The sequence below is a fragment of the Paraburkholderia sp. RAU2J genome (genome assembly GCF_003634845.1).
GTDB classification, from domain to species: Bacteria; Pseudomonadota; Gammaproteobacteria; order Burkholderiales; family Burkholderiaceae; genus Paraburkholderia; species Paraburkholderia fynbosensis.
This window is the reverse complement of sequence record NZ_RBXG01000002.1, coordinates 1-14,980: the sequence shown is the minus strand read 5'-3', so window position 1 is coordinate 14,980 and position 14,980 is coordinate 1. Positions and strand designations below refer to the sequence as shown.

The 14,980-nt window shown below is 66.3% G+C and carries 19 protein-coding genes and 2 pseudogenes; 7 read left to right on the top strand and 14 right to left on the bottom strand.

The features are described from left to right. Positions 1-14: 14 nt before the first annotated feature. Together B0G69_RS17460 and B0G69_RS17455 are read left to right on the top strand one after the other, a co-directional pair. Positions 15-422 (top strand): VOC family protein, encoded by a 408-nt coding sequence (locus B0G69_RS17460; RefSeq protein ID WP_121319549.1) that lies wholly within the window; start codon positions 15-17, stop codon positions 420-422. A gap of 4 nt (positions 423-426) precedes the next feature. Further along, on the top strand, positions 427-1,701 hold the full coding sequence (locus B0G69_RS17455; protein WP_121319547.1) for an RNA polymerase sigma factor: 1,275 nt from the start codon (positions 427-429) through the stop codon (positions 1,699-1,701). Positions 1,702-1,728: 27 nt separating this feature from the next. Here B0G69_RS17455 and B0G69_RS17450 read toward each other — a convergent pair whose 3' ends face one another. From B0G69_RS17450 to B0G69_RS17415, 8 genes and pseudogenes are all read right to left on the bottom strand, one after another. Continuing rightward, positions 1,729-2,346 carry a LysE family translocator gene (locus tag B0G69_RS17450; RefSeq protein ID WP_121319545.1) on the bottom strand — a complete coding sequence of 206 codons (618 nt, stop codon included), beginning with the start codon at positions 2,344-2,346 and terminating at the stop codon, positions 1,729-1,731. 77 nt (positions 2,347-2,423) lie between these two features. Then, the gene (locus B0G69_RS17445; RefSeq protein WP_121319543.1) at positions 2,424-3,002 is read right to left on the bottom strand and encodes a DUF4337 domain-containing protein; all 579 of its coding nucleotides are present in this window, start codon (positions 3,000-3,002) and stop codon (positions 2,424-2,426) included. 122 nt (positions 3,003-3,124) lie between these two features. Continuing rightward, positions 3,125-3,301, bottom strand: a complete 177-nt coding sequence (locus B0G69_RS17440) for a DUF1427 family protein (protein WP_121319541.1) — start codon at positions 3,299-3,301, stop codon at positions 3,125-3,127. 39 nt (positions 3,302-3,340) lie between these two features. Continuing rightward, positions 3,341-4,306: a zinc-binding alcohol dehydrogenase family protein gene (locus B0G69_RS17435; protein ID WP_121319539.1), complete on the bottom strand. Its 966-nt coding sequence runs from the start codon at positions 4,304-4,306 to the stop codon at positions 3,341-3,343. Positions 4,307-4,449: 143 nt separating this feature from the next. Continuing rightward, positions 4,450-5,280 (bottom strand): helix-turn-helix transcriptional regulator, encoded by an 831-nt coding sequence (locus B0G69_RS17430; RefSeq protein WP_121319537.1) that lies wholly within the window; start codon positions 5,278-5,280, stop codon positions 4,450-4,452. Positions 5,281-5,526: 246 nt separating this feature from the next. Further along, positions 5,527-5,793, bottom strand: a pseudogene (locus B0G69_RS17425) (AEC family transporter); the annotation flags it as partial. Further along, positions 5,775-6,083 carry a hypothetical protein gene (locus B0G69_RS41425; RefSeq protein ID WP_199731432.1) on the bottom strand — a complete coding sequence of 103 codons (309 nt, stop codon included), beginning with the start codon at positions 6,081-6,083 and terminating at the stop codon, positions 5,775-5,777. The pseudogene B0G69_RS17425 and the gene B0G69_RS41425, both read right to left, overlap by 19 nt. Further along, positions 6,073-6,747 (bottom strand): annotated as a pseudogene (locus B0G69_RS17415) (AEC family transporter); the annotation flags it as partial. The pseudogene B0G69_RS17415 and the gene B0G69_RS41425, both read right to left, overlap by 11 nt. Positions 6,748-6,870: 123 nt before the next feature. On the opposite strand from B0G69_RS17415, the gene B0G69_RS17410 reads away from it, so the two are divergent. After that, on the top strand, positions 6,871-7,737 hold the full coding sequence (locus B0G69_RS17410) for a LysR family transcriptional regulator (RefSeq protein WP_121319535.1): 867 nt from the start codon (positions 6,871-6,873) through the stop codon (positions 7,735-7,737). A gap of 9 nt (positions 7,738-7,746) precedes the next feature. Here B0G69_RS17410 and B0G69_RS17405 read toward each other — a convergent pair whose 3' ends face one another. Both B0G69_RS17405 and B0G69_RS17400 read right to left on the bottom strand, forming a co-directional pair. Next, positions 7,747-8,409, bottom strand: a complete 663-nt coding sequence (locus tag B0G69_RS17405) for a VC0807 family protein (protein ID WP_121319532.1) — start codon at positions 8,407-8,409, stop codon at positions 7,747-7,749. Positions 8,410-8,578: 169 nt separating this feature from the next. Further along, the gene (locus tag B0G69_RS17400; RefSeq protein ID WP_121319530.1) at positions 8,579-9,307 is read right to left on the bottom strand and encodes a GNAT family protein; all 729 of its coding nucleotides are present in this window, start codon (positions 9,305-9,307) and stop codon (positions 8,579-8,581) included. Positions 9,308-9,425: 118 nt separating this feature from the next. Here B0G69_RS17400 and B0G69_RS17395 point away from each other — a divergent pair, with 118 nt between their 5' ends. Beyond that, positions 9,426-10,955, top strand: coding sequence for a PLP-dependent aminotransferase family protein (locus B0G69_RS17395; RefSeq protein ID WP_121319528.1), 1,530 nt, complete (start codon positions 9,426-9,428; stop codon positions 10,953-10,955). Between the two features lie 273 nt (positions 10,956-11,228). Then, a complete protein-coding gene (locus B0G69_RS17390; RefSeq protein WP_121323754.1) occupies positions 11,229-11,561 on the top strand; it encodes a hypothetical protein in 333 nt (110 codons plus the stop codon). Between the two features lie 55 nt (positions 11,562-11,616). On the opposite strand, the gene B0G69_RS17385 is transcribed toward B0G69_RS17390, so the two are convergent. Continuing rightward, positions 11,617-12,288, bottom strand: a complete 672-nt coding sequence (locus tag B0G69_RS17385) for an aspartate/glutamate racemase family protein (RefSeq protein WP_121319526.1) — start codon at positions 12,286-12,288, stop codon at positions 11,617-11,619. A 147-nt stretch (positions 12,289-12,435) separates the two neighbouring features. Between B0G69_RS17385 and B0G69_RS17380 the strand changes: the two genes are divergently transcribed. Next, positions 12,436-13,017 (top strand): flavin reductase family protein, encoded by a 582-nt coding sequence (locus B0G69_RS17380; RefSeq protein ID WP_121319524.1) that lies wholly within the window; start codon positions 12,436-12,438, stop codon positions 13,015-13,017. 61 nt (positions 13,018-13,078) lie between these two features. On the opposite strand, the gene B0G69_RS17375 is transcribed toward B0G69_RS17380, so the two are convergent. Together B0G69_RS17375 and B0G69_RS41850 are read right to left on the bottom strand one after the other, a co-directional pair. Then, positions 13,079-13,564, bottom strand: a complete 486-nt coding sequence (locus tag B0G69_RS17375; RefSeq protein WP_121319522.1) for a GNAT family N-acetyltransferase — start codon at positions 13,562-13,564, stop codon at positions 13,079-13,081. A 142-nt stretch (positions 13,565-13,706) separates the two neighbouring features. After that, positions 13,707-13,865 (bottom strand): hypothetical protein, encoded by a 159-nt coding sequence (locus B0G69_RS41850; protein WP_241991566.1) that lies wholly within the window; start codon positions 13,863-13,865, stop codon positions 13,707-13,709. Between B0G69_RS41850 and B0G69_RS17370 the strand changes: the two genes are divergently transcribed. Beyond that, positions 13,791-14,132, top strand: coding sequence for a hypothetical protein (locus B0G69_RS17370; protein ID WP_241991381.1), 342 nt, complete (start codon positions 13,791-13,793; stop codon positions 14,130-14,132). The genes B0G69_RS41850 and B0G69_RS17370 overlap by 75 nt on opposite strands. Here B0G69_RS17370 and B0G69_RS17365 read toward each other — a convergent pair. Next, positions 14,075-14,980, bottom strand: a 906-nt coding sequence (locus B0G69_RS17365) for an MFS transporter (protein WP_121319520.1), incomplete at its 5' end; no start/stop codon positions are given. The genes B0G69_RS17370 and B0G69_RS17365 overlap by 58 nt on opposite strands.

Genomic DNA, 14,980 nt, shown 5'->3' with positions numbered 1-14,980 from the left:
AAGAGGACTTCGTTATGCACAAGCAGATTTACGTGAATCTCGCCGTCGACGATCTCGAACGGTCGAAGGCCTTCTTCAACACGATCGGCTTCAGCTTCGAGCCGCAGTTCACGAACGAGCAGGCGGCCTGTCTGATCCTCGGCGACAACATCTACGCGATGCTGCTGGTCAAGGACCTGTTCAAATCCTTCACGCGCAAGTCGCTTTGCAATCCAAAGGAAAGCACCGAGGCGCTGGTGGGTCTGTCGTGCGAGAGCCGGGGCGAGGTGGATGCGCTGGTCGCCAAGGCACTCGCCGCCGGCGGCACGGTGCCGCGCGCGCCACAGGACTACGGTTTCATGTATGGGCATGGCTTTGAAGACATCGACGGGCATATCTGGGAGCTAATCTACATGGACCCGAACGCGCAGGCAGCGGGTTGAGGCCGTGACGACGCAGGCCACCCATCGTGCCATCGAGGCAGTCTGGCGGATCGAGTCCGCCAAGGTCATCGCCCACGTCGCGCGGATCGTGCGCGACGTGGGCCTTGCCGAAGAACTCGCGCAGGACGCGCTCGTGGCCGCGCTCGAACATTGGCCCGCTGCGGGCGTGCCCGACAATCCGGGAGCGTGGCTGATGGCGACCGCGAAGAACCGTGCGCTCGACCGCTTGCGGCAGGAAGCGCTGCATGCGCGCAAGCGCGAGGAGCTGGGCCACGATCTCGACGCGCGCGAGGCGCACGTCGTGCCGGATTTCGTCGATAGCCTCGATGCCGCGCGCGCCGACGATATCGGCGACGATCTGCTGCGGCTGGTGTTCACCGCGTGCCATCCGGTGCTGTCGACCGACGCGCGCGTTGCGCTCACGCTGCGCCTGCTCGGCGGCCTGACCACCGACGAAATCGCGCGCGCGTTTCTCGTGCCCGAGCCGACCATCGCCCAGCGGATCGTGCGTGCGAAGCGCACGCTGTCCGCGGCGAAGGTGCCGTTCGAGGTGCCGCAAGCGGACGCGCGCGCGCCGCGGCTTGCGTCGGTGCTGCAGGTGATCTACCTGATCTTTAACGAAGGCTATTCGGCCACGGCCGGTGACGACTGGATGCGTCCGGCGTTATGCGAGGAAGCGTTGCGGCTCGGACGCGTGCTCGTCGGGCTCGTGCCTGGCGAGAGCGAAGTGTACGGCCTCGTTGCGTTGATGGAGGTCCAAGCCTCGCGCACGCACGCGCGCACCGATGCGCAGGGCCGTCCGGTGCTGCTGCTCGATCAGGATCGCAGCCGCTGGGACCCGTTGCTGATCCGCCGTGGACTCGCCGCGCTCGACCACTCGCACGCGCTGGGCGGCGCGAGCGGTCCGTACGCGTTGCAGGCCGCGCTGGCCGCATGTCATGCGCGCGCGCGCCGCGCCGAAGATACCGATTGGGCGCAGATCGTCGCGCTATATGACGCGCTTGCACAGGTGGCGCCGTCGCCGGTGGTCGAGTTGAATCGCGCGGTCGCGGTGGGGATGGCGTTCGGACCGGCTGCCGGTCTTGAGATCGTCGACGCGCTTGCCGCCGATGCGGCGCTCGCGAACTATCACTGGCTGCCCAGCGTGCGCGGCGATCTGCTGATGAAACTCGGGCGCGTTGAAGAAGCGCGCGCCGAGTTCGAACGCGCCGCCGCGATGACGCGCAACGCACGCGAGCGCGACTTGCTGCTCGAACGCGCGCGCGGCCTCGCGCATTGAAACCGTATTGAAGCGTCGGCGAGCGGGCTAGCGGATCAACTGACGCACGCCCAGTGCAACGATCAGACCGCCGCACACTCGATCGACCCACGCCTTGCTGCGCCGGTATGCCGACGCGATTCGCGCATGCGACAGCGTCAGCGCGACAAAGCCGTACCAGCTGCTCGCGACGACGCACACCATGCCGAGCATCGCGGCAAACGTGCCGACGCTCACATGCGCGGGCGCCGCCGATGAGAACACCGCGGCGAAGAATGCCATCGATTTCGGATTCGCGATGTTGGTCGCGAAACCTTGCGCGAATGCCTGGCGGAAGCCGCCTGCCGGCGCATCCAGCGTGGGGGCCGGCTTGCCCGCCGACGCATTGACGATCAACCGTCCGCCGAACCAGATCAGGTAAGCGGCGCCGGCCACCTTGACCGCGAGCGCGAGCCACGGGAACGCGGCGAACACGATGCCGACGCCGAGGATCGCGCAAGTCGCCCAGAACAGATTCACCAGCACGATGCCGGCGACTACAGCCAGCGCCTCGAGACGCGTAGCTGACGCGGCCTTGTGCGCGACCGCGACGAAGTTCGGGCCGGGAATCACCACGCCGGCGATGTACACCGAGAAAACGCCGAGAACGGCGGAGCCATCAACCATACGACACTCCCGATTGCGCACCTGTGGCACGGCGCGCTGAGCGAACCACGCGCGCGCGGCGCAGGCCCGTGTGTAGTTCAAGCTGCCAGAAATGCGACGCCGGCAGTCACCACACCCGCCGCCGCCACGGCGAACGACAGATTGCGCAGCCAGTTCTTGCGCGTCAGCAAGGTGATCGCGGATAGCGCAATCGCCACCTGGATCAGCAGGGTAGCCTGCGCCCAGCGATGATGGCCGTGCAGCAGCGTTTCGCTTCGGCTGTCATTGTCCACGACCTCCTTTTCGATCGCTTCGGCCTTCTCGCGGATCGGCGCTTTCTGCTGCTTGTATTTGTCGACGTCGGCGAGGAATTTCGCGTGGGCGTCGCTATTGCCCGCCGAGAGCGCCGCGCCGAGTTCGGCGAGGTTCTGTTTCTCGCCCTTCGCCTGGTAGTAATTCCACTGGTTCGACGCTTCGGTCTTTTTGATCGCGGCTTCGTTCTTGTAGAACAGCGCCAGGTTTTCGCTGTTGCCGCTCTGGTACGCACACAGCGCGCCGATCGTCGCGAGGATCGCCGTCATCACGGCCATGCGGCTTGCAAACGGGTCCGCGTCGTGGCGGCCGGCGTGTTCGACGGCATGGTCGTGCGGGCCATGCACTTCATATTCTGCTGACATCCAGTTCTCCGGGGCAATCCCTTTCTTCGTCACCGGGCCGGGCGCCGGCGCAAGGGGCTCAATCTTAACGTGTGGCGCGCGGCGACGGAAAAGGGATGGGTGTCAGCACAGGCGCAAGCGCTCTAGTGAATACCCGACGCGAGCCACGTCCGCACGAGTGGAATCACATGCTCACCGCCGAGCATGCCGAGCAGCCCGACCAGCGCGACGGCCGGCGGCGCGGGCGACTTCACTTCCATCATGCTGTAGAGCAGCCCGACCACCACCCCGGCGGCGAGCGAGAGCAAATAGGCTTTCATGTCCGTTGTCCTTCTGTGGGAGGCGGGCCGCAATGGCGCTCACATGCGGATGACGACGCGGCCCCGCGTACCGCCGGCCACTGCCTGATAGGCTTCGCGCGCCCGTTCGAGCGGAAACTCCTGCGCGATGGCCGGCCCGGTCAGCTTGCCGCTTTCGAAGCCTTCGACGAGTGCCGTCATCAACGGCGCCGATTCCGCGACACCGAGCTTCGCGCTGTCCACACCGAGCAATTGGGTCTCGTTGTGATAGAAATCGATCAGATCGAACTCGACGCGACGCTTGCCCGTCCCGCTGATTTCCAGCACGCGGCCGCGCCGTTTGACGAGACTCAGCGCGGTCTCGAACGCGACGCCACCTACCGTGTCGTAGACCACGTCCGCGCCCGCGCCGCCGGTCAACTCACGCAGGCGCTCGGTGACGTGTTCGTCGAACGGCACGTAGTCGTCGCTCAGGCGGCCTGCCGGCGTGTTCGGGTCGAGCGGATGACGATCGACGGCGATCACGCGCGCGCCGCGCGCTTTCGCGATCTGCGCCACCGCGCCGCCGACGCCGCCGCCCGCGCCGATCACCGCGATGGTTTCGCCCGCCTGCAATTGCGCGTACTCGACGGTGCCGAGCCATGCGACCACGAAGTTCACGCCGATCGCGGACGCTTCGGCATGAGTCAGCGCGGTCGGTTTGCGCGACAGCCCGGCGAGCGGGATGCGGATGAACTCCGCGTGCGTGCCGTCGCGCGTGAAGCCGATGTCGCCGCCGGTGCCCCACACGTCGGCGCCGAGCCACGCCGGCGGACCATCGACCACCACGCCGCTGAAGTCGCGCCCCGGCGTGCGCGGCAGGACCGTGTGCTCGAAATGGCCTGACACGTTCTTGACGTCGCTCGGATTCACCGAGGCCGCCATGATGCGCACGACGGCGCTGCCTGCGTCGGCTTGCGGCGTCGGCAGGTCGACGTAGTCGAGCACCTCCGGATTGCCAAAAGACTTGAACTGAATCGCTTTCATCGTGGTTCGCTCCAGGTGGGTATTTACGCTGCGCCGTGCGGCGGGATGAGCGTAGTCTAGGTGACTGGCACGCGTGCGTCAGGACAAGCGCTTTCGAATTTCGGACAATGGGTGGTTGTGGTGGTGTGCAGGGCGCGGCCTCTTCAACGCTTGCTGTTGCCCGCCTCTTCCCGCGACTCCTCGGCTGCCGCCTCACTCAATGTCCCGCCAGGACCGAAGCCGGTCGGCGGTGCGCCCAGTTCACGCCGGAACATGTCGCTGAAGCTGCTTGGCTGGAATCCAAGCGAGCGCGCGATGCTGCTAACCGGGCGTCCCTCGGCGAGCCCCGACACCGCCACCGCCAGTTGCACCTGGCGCCGCCATTGCGCAAAGCCCACGCCGAGTTCACGCGTGAAGAGCCGTGCGAGCGTGCGCACGCTCGCGCCGACCAACGCCGCGTGCTGCTCGAAGCTGATCGCGATCGACGGGTTGTCGATCACCGCGCGGCATAGTGCTTCGAGCCGCCGGTCCGACGCATCGGGCAGCGCGATGCGCAGCGACGAGCGCGGCGCGTGCGCGAGTTCCAGCATGGCGAGACGGTAGGCGGCGTCGAGATAGGTTTGATCGCGCGCGCGGGTGCGCTCATGTTCGGCAATCGACGTGATCAGCTCGCGCAGCAGGCCGTTGACCTCGAACACGTCGCTGCGCCGGCTCAGATGACCGACATTGCGCTCATGCAGATAGAGGTTGCGCATCTCCACGTCGTTCATCATGTGGATCGAGTGGACCGTGCCGGCCGGCAGCCAGACCGCGCGCTGCGGCGGCACGACGAGCGCTTCGCGGCCGGCTTCGACCCACATCACGCCGGATACCGCATACAGCACTTGTGCCCACGTGTGCGAGTGCGGGTCGATGCGCAGGCCGCGCGGATAGTGACGCGCGAGCGAGCGGGCGTCGGCGTCGTCGTGGAGTTCGGGTGGGCGGGCTTTGGGCACGGCGGGTCGGGGAGGTCGCGCTTCGCGTGTCGGGATCGCGGGCCTGGCCGGCCCGTGTGCGAAGCATAGCGCGAGGTGGGGGCGAGGTGTACGTCGTCGCAGGAACCGCGTGGCGCCTGCCGGCGGGAGCGCGAGGGCGATAGCGTCGGCGTGTTGCGCTTAGGTGCGCGTGCCGCCGATCTGCGTACCAGTTGAGCCCGTGCTTCGATTGACGGCGAGCAGGATTCACGCGCCGTACGCTGCGGCTCAGGTGCGATGGCCCATCACCAGCAGCAGCAACGACAACGTCACCACCGACCCCACCGTCGATAGCAAAATGGTTCGCGACGTGATGTGCGCTTCACGCCGGTAGAACTCCGCGAGCATGAACGGTCCCGTGCCGGTTGGCAGCGCGGCCAGCACGACCGCCATTTCCACCAGCATCGACGATAGCCCGAACACACGCGCCGCGAGCCACCATGTCAGCGCGGGCTGCACCAGCAGCTTGACGCCGGTCAGCAGCAGCGAAACGCCGCCAGTACCAGCACCAGCACCAGCACCAGCACCAGCACCAGCACCAGCACCAGCACCAGCACCAGCACCAGCACCAGCACCAGCACCAGCACCAGCACCAGCACCAGCACCAGCACCAGCACCAGCACCAGCACCAGCACCAGCACCAGCACCAGCACCAGCACCAGCACCAGCACCAGCACCAGCACCAGCACCAGCGCCAGCACCAGCACCAGCACCAGCACCAGCACCAGCGCCAGCACCAGCGCCAGCACCAGCACCAGCACCAGCGCCAGCACCAGCACCAGCACCCGATGGCCGCTTCTCCGCGAGGAACAGGCCGAGGCTCACCAACGCGCACGGACTCGCCGCGCCGGCCAGCAGTTTCAGAAATGTCTCCGCGCTCGCCGGCATCGCGACGTGCAGGCTCGCAAACAGCACGCCCGCGATCGGCGACACGATCAGCGGATTGCGCGCGAGCGAGCCCAGCACTTTCAGGCCGAGCTTGTGCGGTGTGCGTTCGGTCTGCAAGCCGACTTCGATCAGCACGATCGCCAACGCGAACAGCACGCAGGCGACGAGAATCGTCGCGATCGTGGTCGGCGTCAGGCTCGCCTGGCCGAACGCGATCATGCCGAGCGGAAAGCCGATATAGCCGGTGTTCGGATACGACGCCGCAATCGCATCGACGCTGGCGTCGGCGAGATGCTGGCCGCTCAGCAGCCGCGTTGTGAGGATCAGCACGAACACGCTGACGCACGCAATCGAAAAGGTCGCGACGAAGGCGGGTTGATACAACTGCCGCCAGGTGGCGTGCGCCATCGTGTCGAACAGCAGGGCGGGCAGCGCGAGCCAGACGACGAAGCGATTCAGTTCCGACGCAGAGTTCGGTCCGAGCACGCCGCTGCGGCGGCATGCAAAGCCCGCGAAAATCAGGCCGAAGACGGGAAGCAGAATCTCGAGGGTGGCTAACATCGGTGCGGAAAGTGTGATCGGACAGACAATCCGCGAGCGTAGTGGCTCGCGTTGATACAATCCAATACTGTTTTCTGGCTCCGATAATACCTTTTTTGCATCGCCATCCGGCGGGAGTGCATCGTGATCGACATCAAGCCGCTGCGCTACTTCGTGACGCTGGCCGAGACGCGCCATTTCGGCCGTGCGGCGGCGCGTCTGAACCTGTCGCAGCCGCCGTTGAGCCGGCAACTGGCGGCGCTGGAGGCGAATCTCGGCGTGACGTTGATCGAGCGCAGCCCGCGCAGCGTCACGCTGACCGCGGCCGGCGAGCGCTTTTACGCCGACGCGAAGGCGATTCTCGCGTCGGTGGAACAGGCGGTCAGTAATGCGCAGGCCGCCGCGCACGGCGACGCGGGCAAGCTCTCGATCGGCTTCACGATGTGTTCCGCGTATAGCGTCGTGCCCGGCTATGCGCGGGTCTTCGGCGTCGCGTATCCGGAGGTTGCGTTGAATCTGCGCGAAGTCGTGTCGAACGATCTCGCCGCCCAGGTGCTCGCCGGTCACATCGACGCGGCCATCATGTTCCCGAACGTGCCCGACAAGGGCCTCGCCACCCGCACGATTCTCAGCGAGCCGTTGTGCGTCGCGCTGTCGCGCAGCCATCCACGCGCCCGCGCGCGGCGTCTGAAGATCGGGCAACTGGCGGGCGAGCCGTTCGTGCTCGCGTCCGAGGACGTCGCGCCGAGTCTGCGCGCGACGATCCTCGAACATTGCCGCTCGGGCGGCTTCGAGCCGGATATCCGCTTCGAGGTGCAATTGCAGCAGACGGTGCTGAGTCTCGTCGATGAAGGCGTGGGCGTCGCGTTGGTGCCGTCGTCGATGCGCAAGGCGCAACTCGCGGGCGTGGTGTTCAGGCCGTTGGTCGACGCGCCGCTGATCGAACAGGTGCTGGCGTGGTCGCCCGCGAATCGCAATCCTTGTCTCGCGCGCTTTCTTGAACTGGCGTGACGGTGAAGTTCAAGGGCTGGCGAGCGGACTGCCGGGGGCTTCGTCATCGCGCGGATAACGCAGCGCGTCCTGCTTGATGCGGCGGCGCAGCCAGAAGGTCCACAGCGTCAGCGCGGCATAGACGCCGTAACGCAGCAGGTTGGAGGCGAGCGCCGAACGCGGATCGTTCGGCCATTGCCACACGACGGCGCTGCGCAAGAGATTCTCGCCGACCATGCCGATGCCCCACACGAGCGTCATCAGGCGGATATAGGCGGCGAGCGTCGGGCGCTCGCGCCAGTGCCGCTCGAAGCTCTCGGCGCTGCGATGGTCTTCGCGCGACATCGTCGAGCGGGCCAGATAGAACACCAGCGGCCGCCGCAATGCGAGCGATGCGAGGAACGACGCGCCGACGAGTCCCGACACCATCGGGTCTTCGATCAGCTGCATGCGGGCACCGCCGCCGATGAGCCGCGCCAGCAGAGATAGCGCGATGCCCACCAGTACGAGTGCGCTGAGTGCGTCGAAATGACGGTAGCGCAGCAGGTCCCAGCTCATCCAGGCGATCAGCGGCAGCGCCGACGCGCTCAGCGCGCCGAGCTGGCCCCAGTGCGGGAGCGCGAGCCGGTAGGCGAGCCAGGGCAGGGCGACGTTGATGAGCAGTGCGCTGAGGTAGCGCAGGCGGGATTTCATCGGCTGGGGTGGTGACGGACGTGGCCAGGAGGCGCGAGACGCGCTCACGCAAACTCGTGCAAACGTATCGGCGCAGTGTAGGGCGAAGTCCGTTCGCCTGCCATGCTTTGCGGCGTGCAGCGTGCGCCGCCACCCGTTATGCTGGCATCACCACCGCGTGCGTCAACGCTCAGCCACCCGCCGCCCGCTCCCGCCCGATCAGATCCACCAACCGCTCAACCTGCCGCCCCTGCGCATCGAAATTGCCCGTGTCGAGCCAACGCGTATAGCTGGCTCGCAGCGCGGGCCATTCACCATCGATGATCGAGAACCACGCGGTGTCGCGATTGCGTTCGCGATACACGATCGCCTGGCGGAAGATCCCCTCGAACGTGAAGCCGTAGCGCAACGCGGCGGCGCGCGAGGGCTCGTTCAGCGAATCGCATTTCCATTCGAAGCGCCGGTAGCCGAGCGCATCGAACACGTGGTTCATCAGCAGGAACATCGCTTCGGTGGCAATGCGCGTGCGCTTCAGGCGCGGTGAATACGTGACGTGGCCGACTTCGATCACGCCGTTCGCCCGGTCGATGCGCATCAGCGCCAGCGTGCCGACCGCCTTGCCGGTCGCGAGGTCGATGACCGCGTAATGCAGCGGGTCCGTCGACGCGGCGGCGCGCGTCAGATGCTCGCGGTACGCGGCGAGGCTGTCGAACGGACCCACCGCGAGGTAGGTCCAGTCGCGGCCATCGGCGGCCGAGCTGTACGCGTCGTACAGATCTTCGGCATGACGCTCGACGTTCACCGGCTCGATCCGGCAATAGCGGCCGACCAGCGGTTCGCGGCCGGGCGCCCGGGCGCCGTTCCAGTTCGGCACGGGCGTGCCGATCGGTTGGTCGAACGCGTTACGTCTGGGTTCCATGTCTGCTCTCCGTAGTTCGTGAAGGTTCGTGCGTGCGTGTCAATAATCATGAACGATACGGCAAACGTGGTATGTTAAAAAGATCCACGACAAGCCCATTCGATAGGTCCAGCCCGCGATGATCGAGATCATAGGCCCGCTTGCTCACCCGCCCGAAGCTGGCACCGCCGACGGCGGCGCGACGAAGCCCGCGCCGCTGCAAAAGCAGTTGATCGAGCGCTTGCAGCAGGCGATCCTCACGGGGCGCCTGGCCGCCGGCTCCCTGCTGCCATCGTCACGCTTGCTCGCCGCGGAATTGGGCGTGTCGCGCAACACGGTAGTGATCGCTTACGAGCATCTGGCCGCCGTCGGGTACGTGGTCGCGGACAAGAAGGGCACCCGCGTGAGCCCGCTTTCCAGCCCGGCCGCGCGCGGCGAAGCGCCGGTTCGATCGGCCGCGCCCGAAGTGGCTTACGCGGCGCGCGTCGCGCAGTTCGCGGCGACCCGCACCCATGCCGACAACACTTTTCCGCTGACGCCGGGCATGCCCGCGCTGGACCGCTTCCCACTGGGCGCGTGGCGGCGCGCGCTCGAACGTTCGATGGAGCGCGCATTGCCGCTCGCCCTTGGCTACGGCACGCCGGCCGGCGAACCGGCGCTGCGCGACGCGATCGCCGCGCATGTGCGCATGGCGCGCGGCGTGCGCTGCGACGGCGCGCAGGTGGTGATTACCGAGGGTGCGCAGGAGGCGCTGAACCTGTGCGTACGGCTCTTCACCAATCCCGGCGACCTCGCGTGGGTCGAGGACCCCGGCTATCGCGGCGCGAAGGCCGCGTTCAATCTCGGCGATCTGCGCACGCTGCCAATGCCCGTCGACGCCGAAGGCATGGCCGCGCCTGCCAGCGCGTGGCTCGCGCAGCCGCCGAAACTGATCTACACGTCACCTGCGCATCAGTATCCGACGGGGGCGGTGTTGTCGGTGGCGCGCCGTCTGGAGCTGATCGCGCAGGCGCGGCGCGGCGGCGCGTGGCTGATCGAGGACGACTACGACGGCGAATTCCGCCACACCGGCGAGCCGATCGCCAGCATGCAAGGCCTCGTCGACGACGCCCCGGTGCTGTACGTCGGCTCGTTCAGCAAGACGATGTTTCCGGCGCTGCGCATCGGCTTCGTGGTGTTGCCGCGGGCGATTGCGGAGCACACCGCCGTCGCGTTGCAGGAGATGCTGCGCGGCGGGCATCGGCTGGAACAACTGGCGCTCGCGCATTTCATCGACAGCGGCGAGTTCGGGCGGCATCTCGGGCGGATGCGGCGTCTATACCGCGAGCGCCAGCAGGCGCTGCGCGATGCGCTCACCGCGCACTTCGCGCGGGCACGGATTCTGGGCGGCGATTGCGGCATGCATCTGACGTTGCGCCTGCCTGCGCAGGTGGCCGATCGAACCCTCGTCGAACGCGCGCTCGCTAAGGGGCTCAATCCGCGCGCCCTTTCCGGTTTCGCATTGCAGCAGCGGGTTGAAACGAACGGACTGGTGATCGGCTACGGCAACACGCCCGCCGAGCGGCTGGCGCCCGCTGTCGACACGCTGGCCACGCTCGCTCGCGAGCTGGAAGGCAAGCCGCGGCGCGCGTTGAAACGTGGGTCAAAGACCGTGTCGACAGCCGCCTGACGGGCCTCTCGACGGTCGTGCCGGCCGCCATCTCGTGCAAGTGAGTTTTTGCGTTTGTCCGCGCGCCCCATGTCGCGCTATCGTGTCGTTTATGCGCGGCGATTTCGACGCGTCGGACATTGTCCGGCGTTGGCGGATCGCCCGCAGGACATGCCCGGTGCGCAGCATCGCACCATCGCGCGAGCGGCGCGTCGCGGGCCGCTGTCAGGCTCGGGCGTGAGGAAAGCTTTTTGTTGTTGGTAATCTTTGACGATTCATCTGACCGGAGACGACATGAAGGAAATCGAACCGACCCCGTGGTTTGAGCTTGCCGCCCACGCACCCGTCCGTGACGGCTGGTACGAGGTGCAGTTGACGAGCGGGGACACGGCGTTTGCGAAGTTTGGCGAAGGCACGTGGACCGAAAAACCGTTGCTGGTGTTCACGCACTGGCGCGGCTTGTCCGCAGACCCATCGGGAGCCGCCGAGGGCGAGACCGAATCGATCGCCGCCGAAGCCACCGCGGCCCAGGGCGTGCGTGCCGCATGGAACGCGTTCTTCCCGGGACTCGGCGAAGAACAGCACAAACCGCTCGACGCGGTGCCCAACGGTAAAGCGCCGCATTGATTGACGCGCGGGGCGGCGGCTCGTGGGCTGCCGTCCTGAGCGGTTTGGATTGTCTTTACTTCGGTTCGACTGCCTCGGCGGCGAGCGCGGCTGCTGCCATGGCGGCGGCGAGGCCCGATTGCGGACTGGTAAGCGGTATCGCGCCGCGCGTGACGCGCTCCGCCGCACCCGTCATCGATGCTTGCGCCAGCGCGATGACATCTGCGCCATCTGCGTAAGCGGCGTCCGCTGCGGCGGCGACCGCCGAGAAATACGCCGGCAAAGCTCCTTCCTTGAACAGATCCCACGCGCCGCTGATCAGGCGAACGTCGACCTTCGCGGCGGTCCCCTTTGCGGCTTCGATAAAAAGGCTCGCAGTGGGTTCGAGCGTAGTCGAGGCGGTGCATAGCACGACGACTTTGCCGCCGTGCGCGACCGCGCGCTGCGCGAGGGCCGCATCGGTTCGCACGACGGGCACCGGTGCGCATTGTTTGGCGAGCGCGTCATCCACGGCTGGACCGAGCGTCGAGCAGGTGAGCAACACAGCATGCGAGCCGCTGCGCAGCGCGAGCAGCGATGCCCGTGTTTGCATCGCGATGGCTTCCGTCAAGCCGCCGGCTTGCTCCGCGGCTGCGAGCAGGTCCGCGCGCACCTCATGCATCAATTCGAGCGTGGGCGAGACGGCGCGCGCGGTCGCGTCGAACAGGGCGATATGGCTGTCGGCGGTATGCAGGCAGGCGATGCGCATGGCGTCTCTCTAGTTGCGGGTGGTGGCACATTCTCGCCTGGAACCGGGGGCCTGAAAGAGGCTCGACAGACCATGCAGTGCCCCACTCCCGCACCCCATGACCCCGCTACAATTCCCGTCATCCCAGTTCGACAGAAACAAGGACGTATGAAAGTCACCCGAGAACCCGTAGCGTTGTCGCGGGCCACGCAGTTGCTGAATCATGGACCGGTCACGATCATCACCAGTGCGCACGGCGGCCGCTCCAACGTGATGGCGGCGTCGTGGGCGATGCCGCTCGACTTCAACCCGCCGAAGGTGGTCGTCGTGGTCGACAGCCGTACGCTCACGCGGCAATTGATCGAAGCGAGCGGCGTGTTCGGGCTGCAACTGCCGAGCCGCGGATTCGCCGCGCAGACGCTGGCAGTGGGCAGCAACGCGGGCGCCGACGTCGACAGGTTTTCCGCATTCGACCTCGACACCTTTCCCGCGCATAATATCGACGTGCCGATGCTGGCCGGCTGTATCACGTGGATGGAGTGCAAGGTGATTCCGGACGATAGCCAACGGCACGACCTGATCATCGGCGAAGTGGTCGCCGCGTATGCGGACAGCCGCGTGTACTCGAATAACCGCTGGCATTTCGGCGACGACCCCGATCTGCGCACCTGTCATTACGTGACCGGTGGAACGTTCTTCGCCACTGGCGACGCGTTCGAAGTGACGCCGGCGAGCGGTTCGGCGCAGTGATGTTCGACCGGCGGCGTTGGCTCGCCGCCTGTTTGCATCGCAGACACTTTCCCGTCTTCTGCTACGCGTCGCCTTCGGCGAACGCCTTCAGCGCGTCGCCGGCCAGGCGGTAGCGCACCCATTCGCTTTGCGCGCTCGCGCCGATCGATTCATAGAAGCCGATGGCCGGCTCGTTCCAGTCGAGCACGCTCCATTCGAAGCGGCCGCAGCCGGTGTCGCACGCAATCTGCGCGAGGTGGCGCAGCATCTGTTTGCCCGCGCCGCCGCCGCGCGATGCCGGCGATACGTACAGGTCTTCCAGATAAAGCCCCTGCTTGCCGAGCCACGTGGAGTACGAAAGGAAGTAGACGCAGAAGCCGACCGGCTCGCCGTTCATTTCGCAAATGAGCGACTTCGCCGGTGCATCGGCGGAGAACAGAGTCGCTTCGATATCTTTGACGTTGGCGACGACTTCGTGTTCGGCCTTCTCGTACACCGCGAGTTCGGTGATGAAGCGAAGAATCAAGGCAGCGTCGGCTGCGGTCGCGGGGCGGATGTGGATAGTCAAGGCAACGCTCGATGAAGTGAGGGGGATGGCGGATCAAACGCATATCGTAGCGTCTATCGCATGGTTGTGGCCAGCGCGTGCCGCGATGGCGATTGACGTGCCGTCGCAAGATGGATGAGTTGCCCTTGCCATGTGCAGGTGTTCAATCAGCGCGTGCGTTCGGGAGTTCCATCTGACGGACAGCCGCGCGCGAAGCTGGCAATGCGGCACGATCCAGCTCGACTTCGTGCTGCCCGAGCGGCTCGACGCGGAATTCGTCACCGAGCGCAATGAACGCGAGCGGCCCGTGTTGATCCATCACGCGGTGCTCGGCAGCATGGAGCGCTTCATCGCGATTGCTGCTCGAACATCAAAGGCCGGCTGCCGCTGTGGCTCGCGCCCGAGCAGGTTGCGATCGCGACGATTAGCGATGCCAACCTCGCCAGGTTCGAGCCACACGCCGCGCGTGAGCGGCGCGACCCACGCGCCGGTGGCTCCGCTCGAGACAACCTCAACGATAGCGCTTAAAAATCAGCCTTGCGCCACAGCGACATCTTCAACGATCGGCTTGCGAGCCATGAACCAGTAGAACGGCGCCGCACAGCCGACGATGATGCCGCCCGAGATGAAGGCGAGCGCATAAGAGCCCGTCGTGTCGACGATAAAGCCCGCGACGAGCGGCGAAAACGCTCCGCCGAAATAGCCACCGAAGTTCTGAATCGCGCTCACCGACGCCACCATCGACGACGGCGCGATATCTGCCGCGAGCGCCCATGCCGAGCCGATCATCGCGGCAAGGAAGGCGAGGCCTACGGTGAACAGCGCGAGCGTCGCATTCAGCGAGTGGGAAAAAGGCAGCGCCATCGCGCACACGCCGGCACCCACCGCGCAGCACGCGATCAATAGCCGCTTCGCGCCGATCGGCGACGCGAGCTGGCGATCAACGAGCTTCTTCGCCAGATAGCCCACCGCGATTTCGCCCAGTGCGCCACCCACCCAAGGAATGCCCGCGACGACGCCGAGTTGCGCGAACGAGATATGAAAGCGGTCGAGAAGATACAGAGGCAGAAACACGAGGAAGATGTTCCAGAGCCAGATCACGCAGAAATAGCCGAGAATCATGCCCCACACGCTGCGGCGCACGAATAGCCAGCGCCACTTGAGCGAAGAACTCGCCAGCGAGCGTTCGTGACCGCCGCCGCCCGCCTCGATATACGCGAGTTCGCCTTTCGATAAACGTTTGCTGTCGCGTGGATTGCGATACAGCACGAGGAACAGGAGCGCAAACGCGATCCCGAATGCGCCCGTCACGTGAAATAGCGAGCGCCAGCCGAACGCGATCATCAGAGCGACGAGCACGGCGGGCGCGAGCGCGGGTCCCCACTTCGATGACGAGTCCCAGATGCCCGTTGCGAAACCGCGCTCTTTGGCCGGGAA

What these genes read in the sequence shown, in the direction of transcription:
- B0G69_RS17400 (WP_121319530.1), bottom strand. Translation starts at nt 9,307, where the DNA reads ATGGAACCCAGACGTAACGCGTTCGACCAACCGATCGGCACGCCCGTG.
- B0G69_RS17440 (WP_121319541.1), bottom strand. Translation starts at nt 3,301, where the DNA reads ATGAAAGCCTATTTGCTCTCGCTCGCCGCCGGGGTGGTGGTCGGGCTG.
- B0G69_RS17380 (WP_121319524.1), top strand. Translation starts at nt 12,436, where the DNA reads ATGAAAGTCACCCGAGAACCCGTAGCGTTGTCGCGGGCCACGCAGTTG.
- B0G69_RS17405 (WP_121319532.1), bottom strand. Translation starts at nt 8,409, where the DNA reads ATGAAATCCCGCCTGCGCTACCTCAGCGCACTGCTCATCAACGTCGCC.
- B0G69_RS17435 (WP_121319539.1), bottom strand. Translation starts at nt 4,306, where the DNA reads ATGAAAGCGATTCAGTTCAAGTCTTTTGGCAATCCGGAGGTGCTCGAC.
- B0G69_RS17450 (WP_121319545.1), bottom strand. Translation starts at nt 2,346, where the DNA reads ATGGTTGATGGCTCCGCCGTTCTCGGCGTTTTCTCGGTGTACATCGCC.
- B0G69_RS17395 (WP_121319528.1), top strand. Translation starts at nt 9,426, where the DNA reads ATGATCGAGATCATAGGCCCGCTTGCTCACCCGCCCGAAGCTGGCACC.
- B0G69_RS17390 (WP_121323754.1), top strand. Translation starts at nt 11,229, where the DNA reads ATGAAGGAAATCGAACCGACCCCGTGGTTTGAGCTTGCCGCCCACGCA.
- B0G69_RS17460 (WP_121319549.1), top strand. Translation starts at nt 15, where the DNA reads ATGCACAAGCAGATTTACGTGAATCTCGCCGTCGACGATCTCGAACGG.
- B0G69_RS17445 (WP_121319543.1), bottom strand. Translation starts at nt 3,002, where the DNA reads ATGTCAGCAGAATATGAAGTGCATGGCCCGCACGACCATGCCGTCGAA.
- B0G69_RS17385 (WP_121319526.1), bottom strand. Translation starts at nt 12,288, where the DNA reads ATGCGCATCGCCTGCCTGCATACCGCCGACAGCCATATCGCCCTGTTC.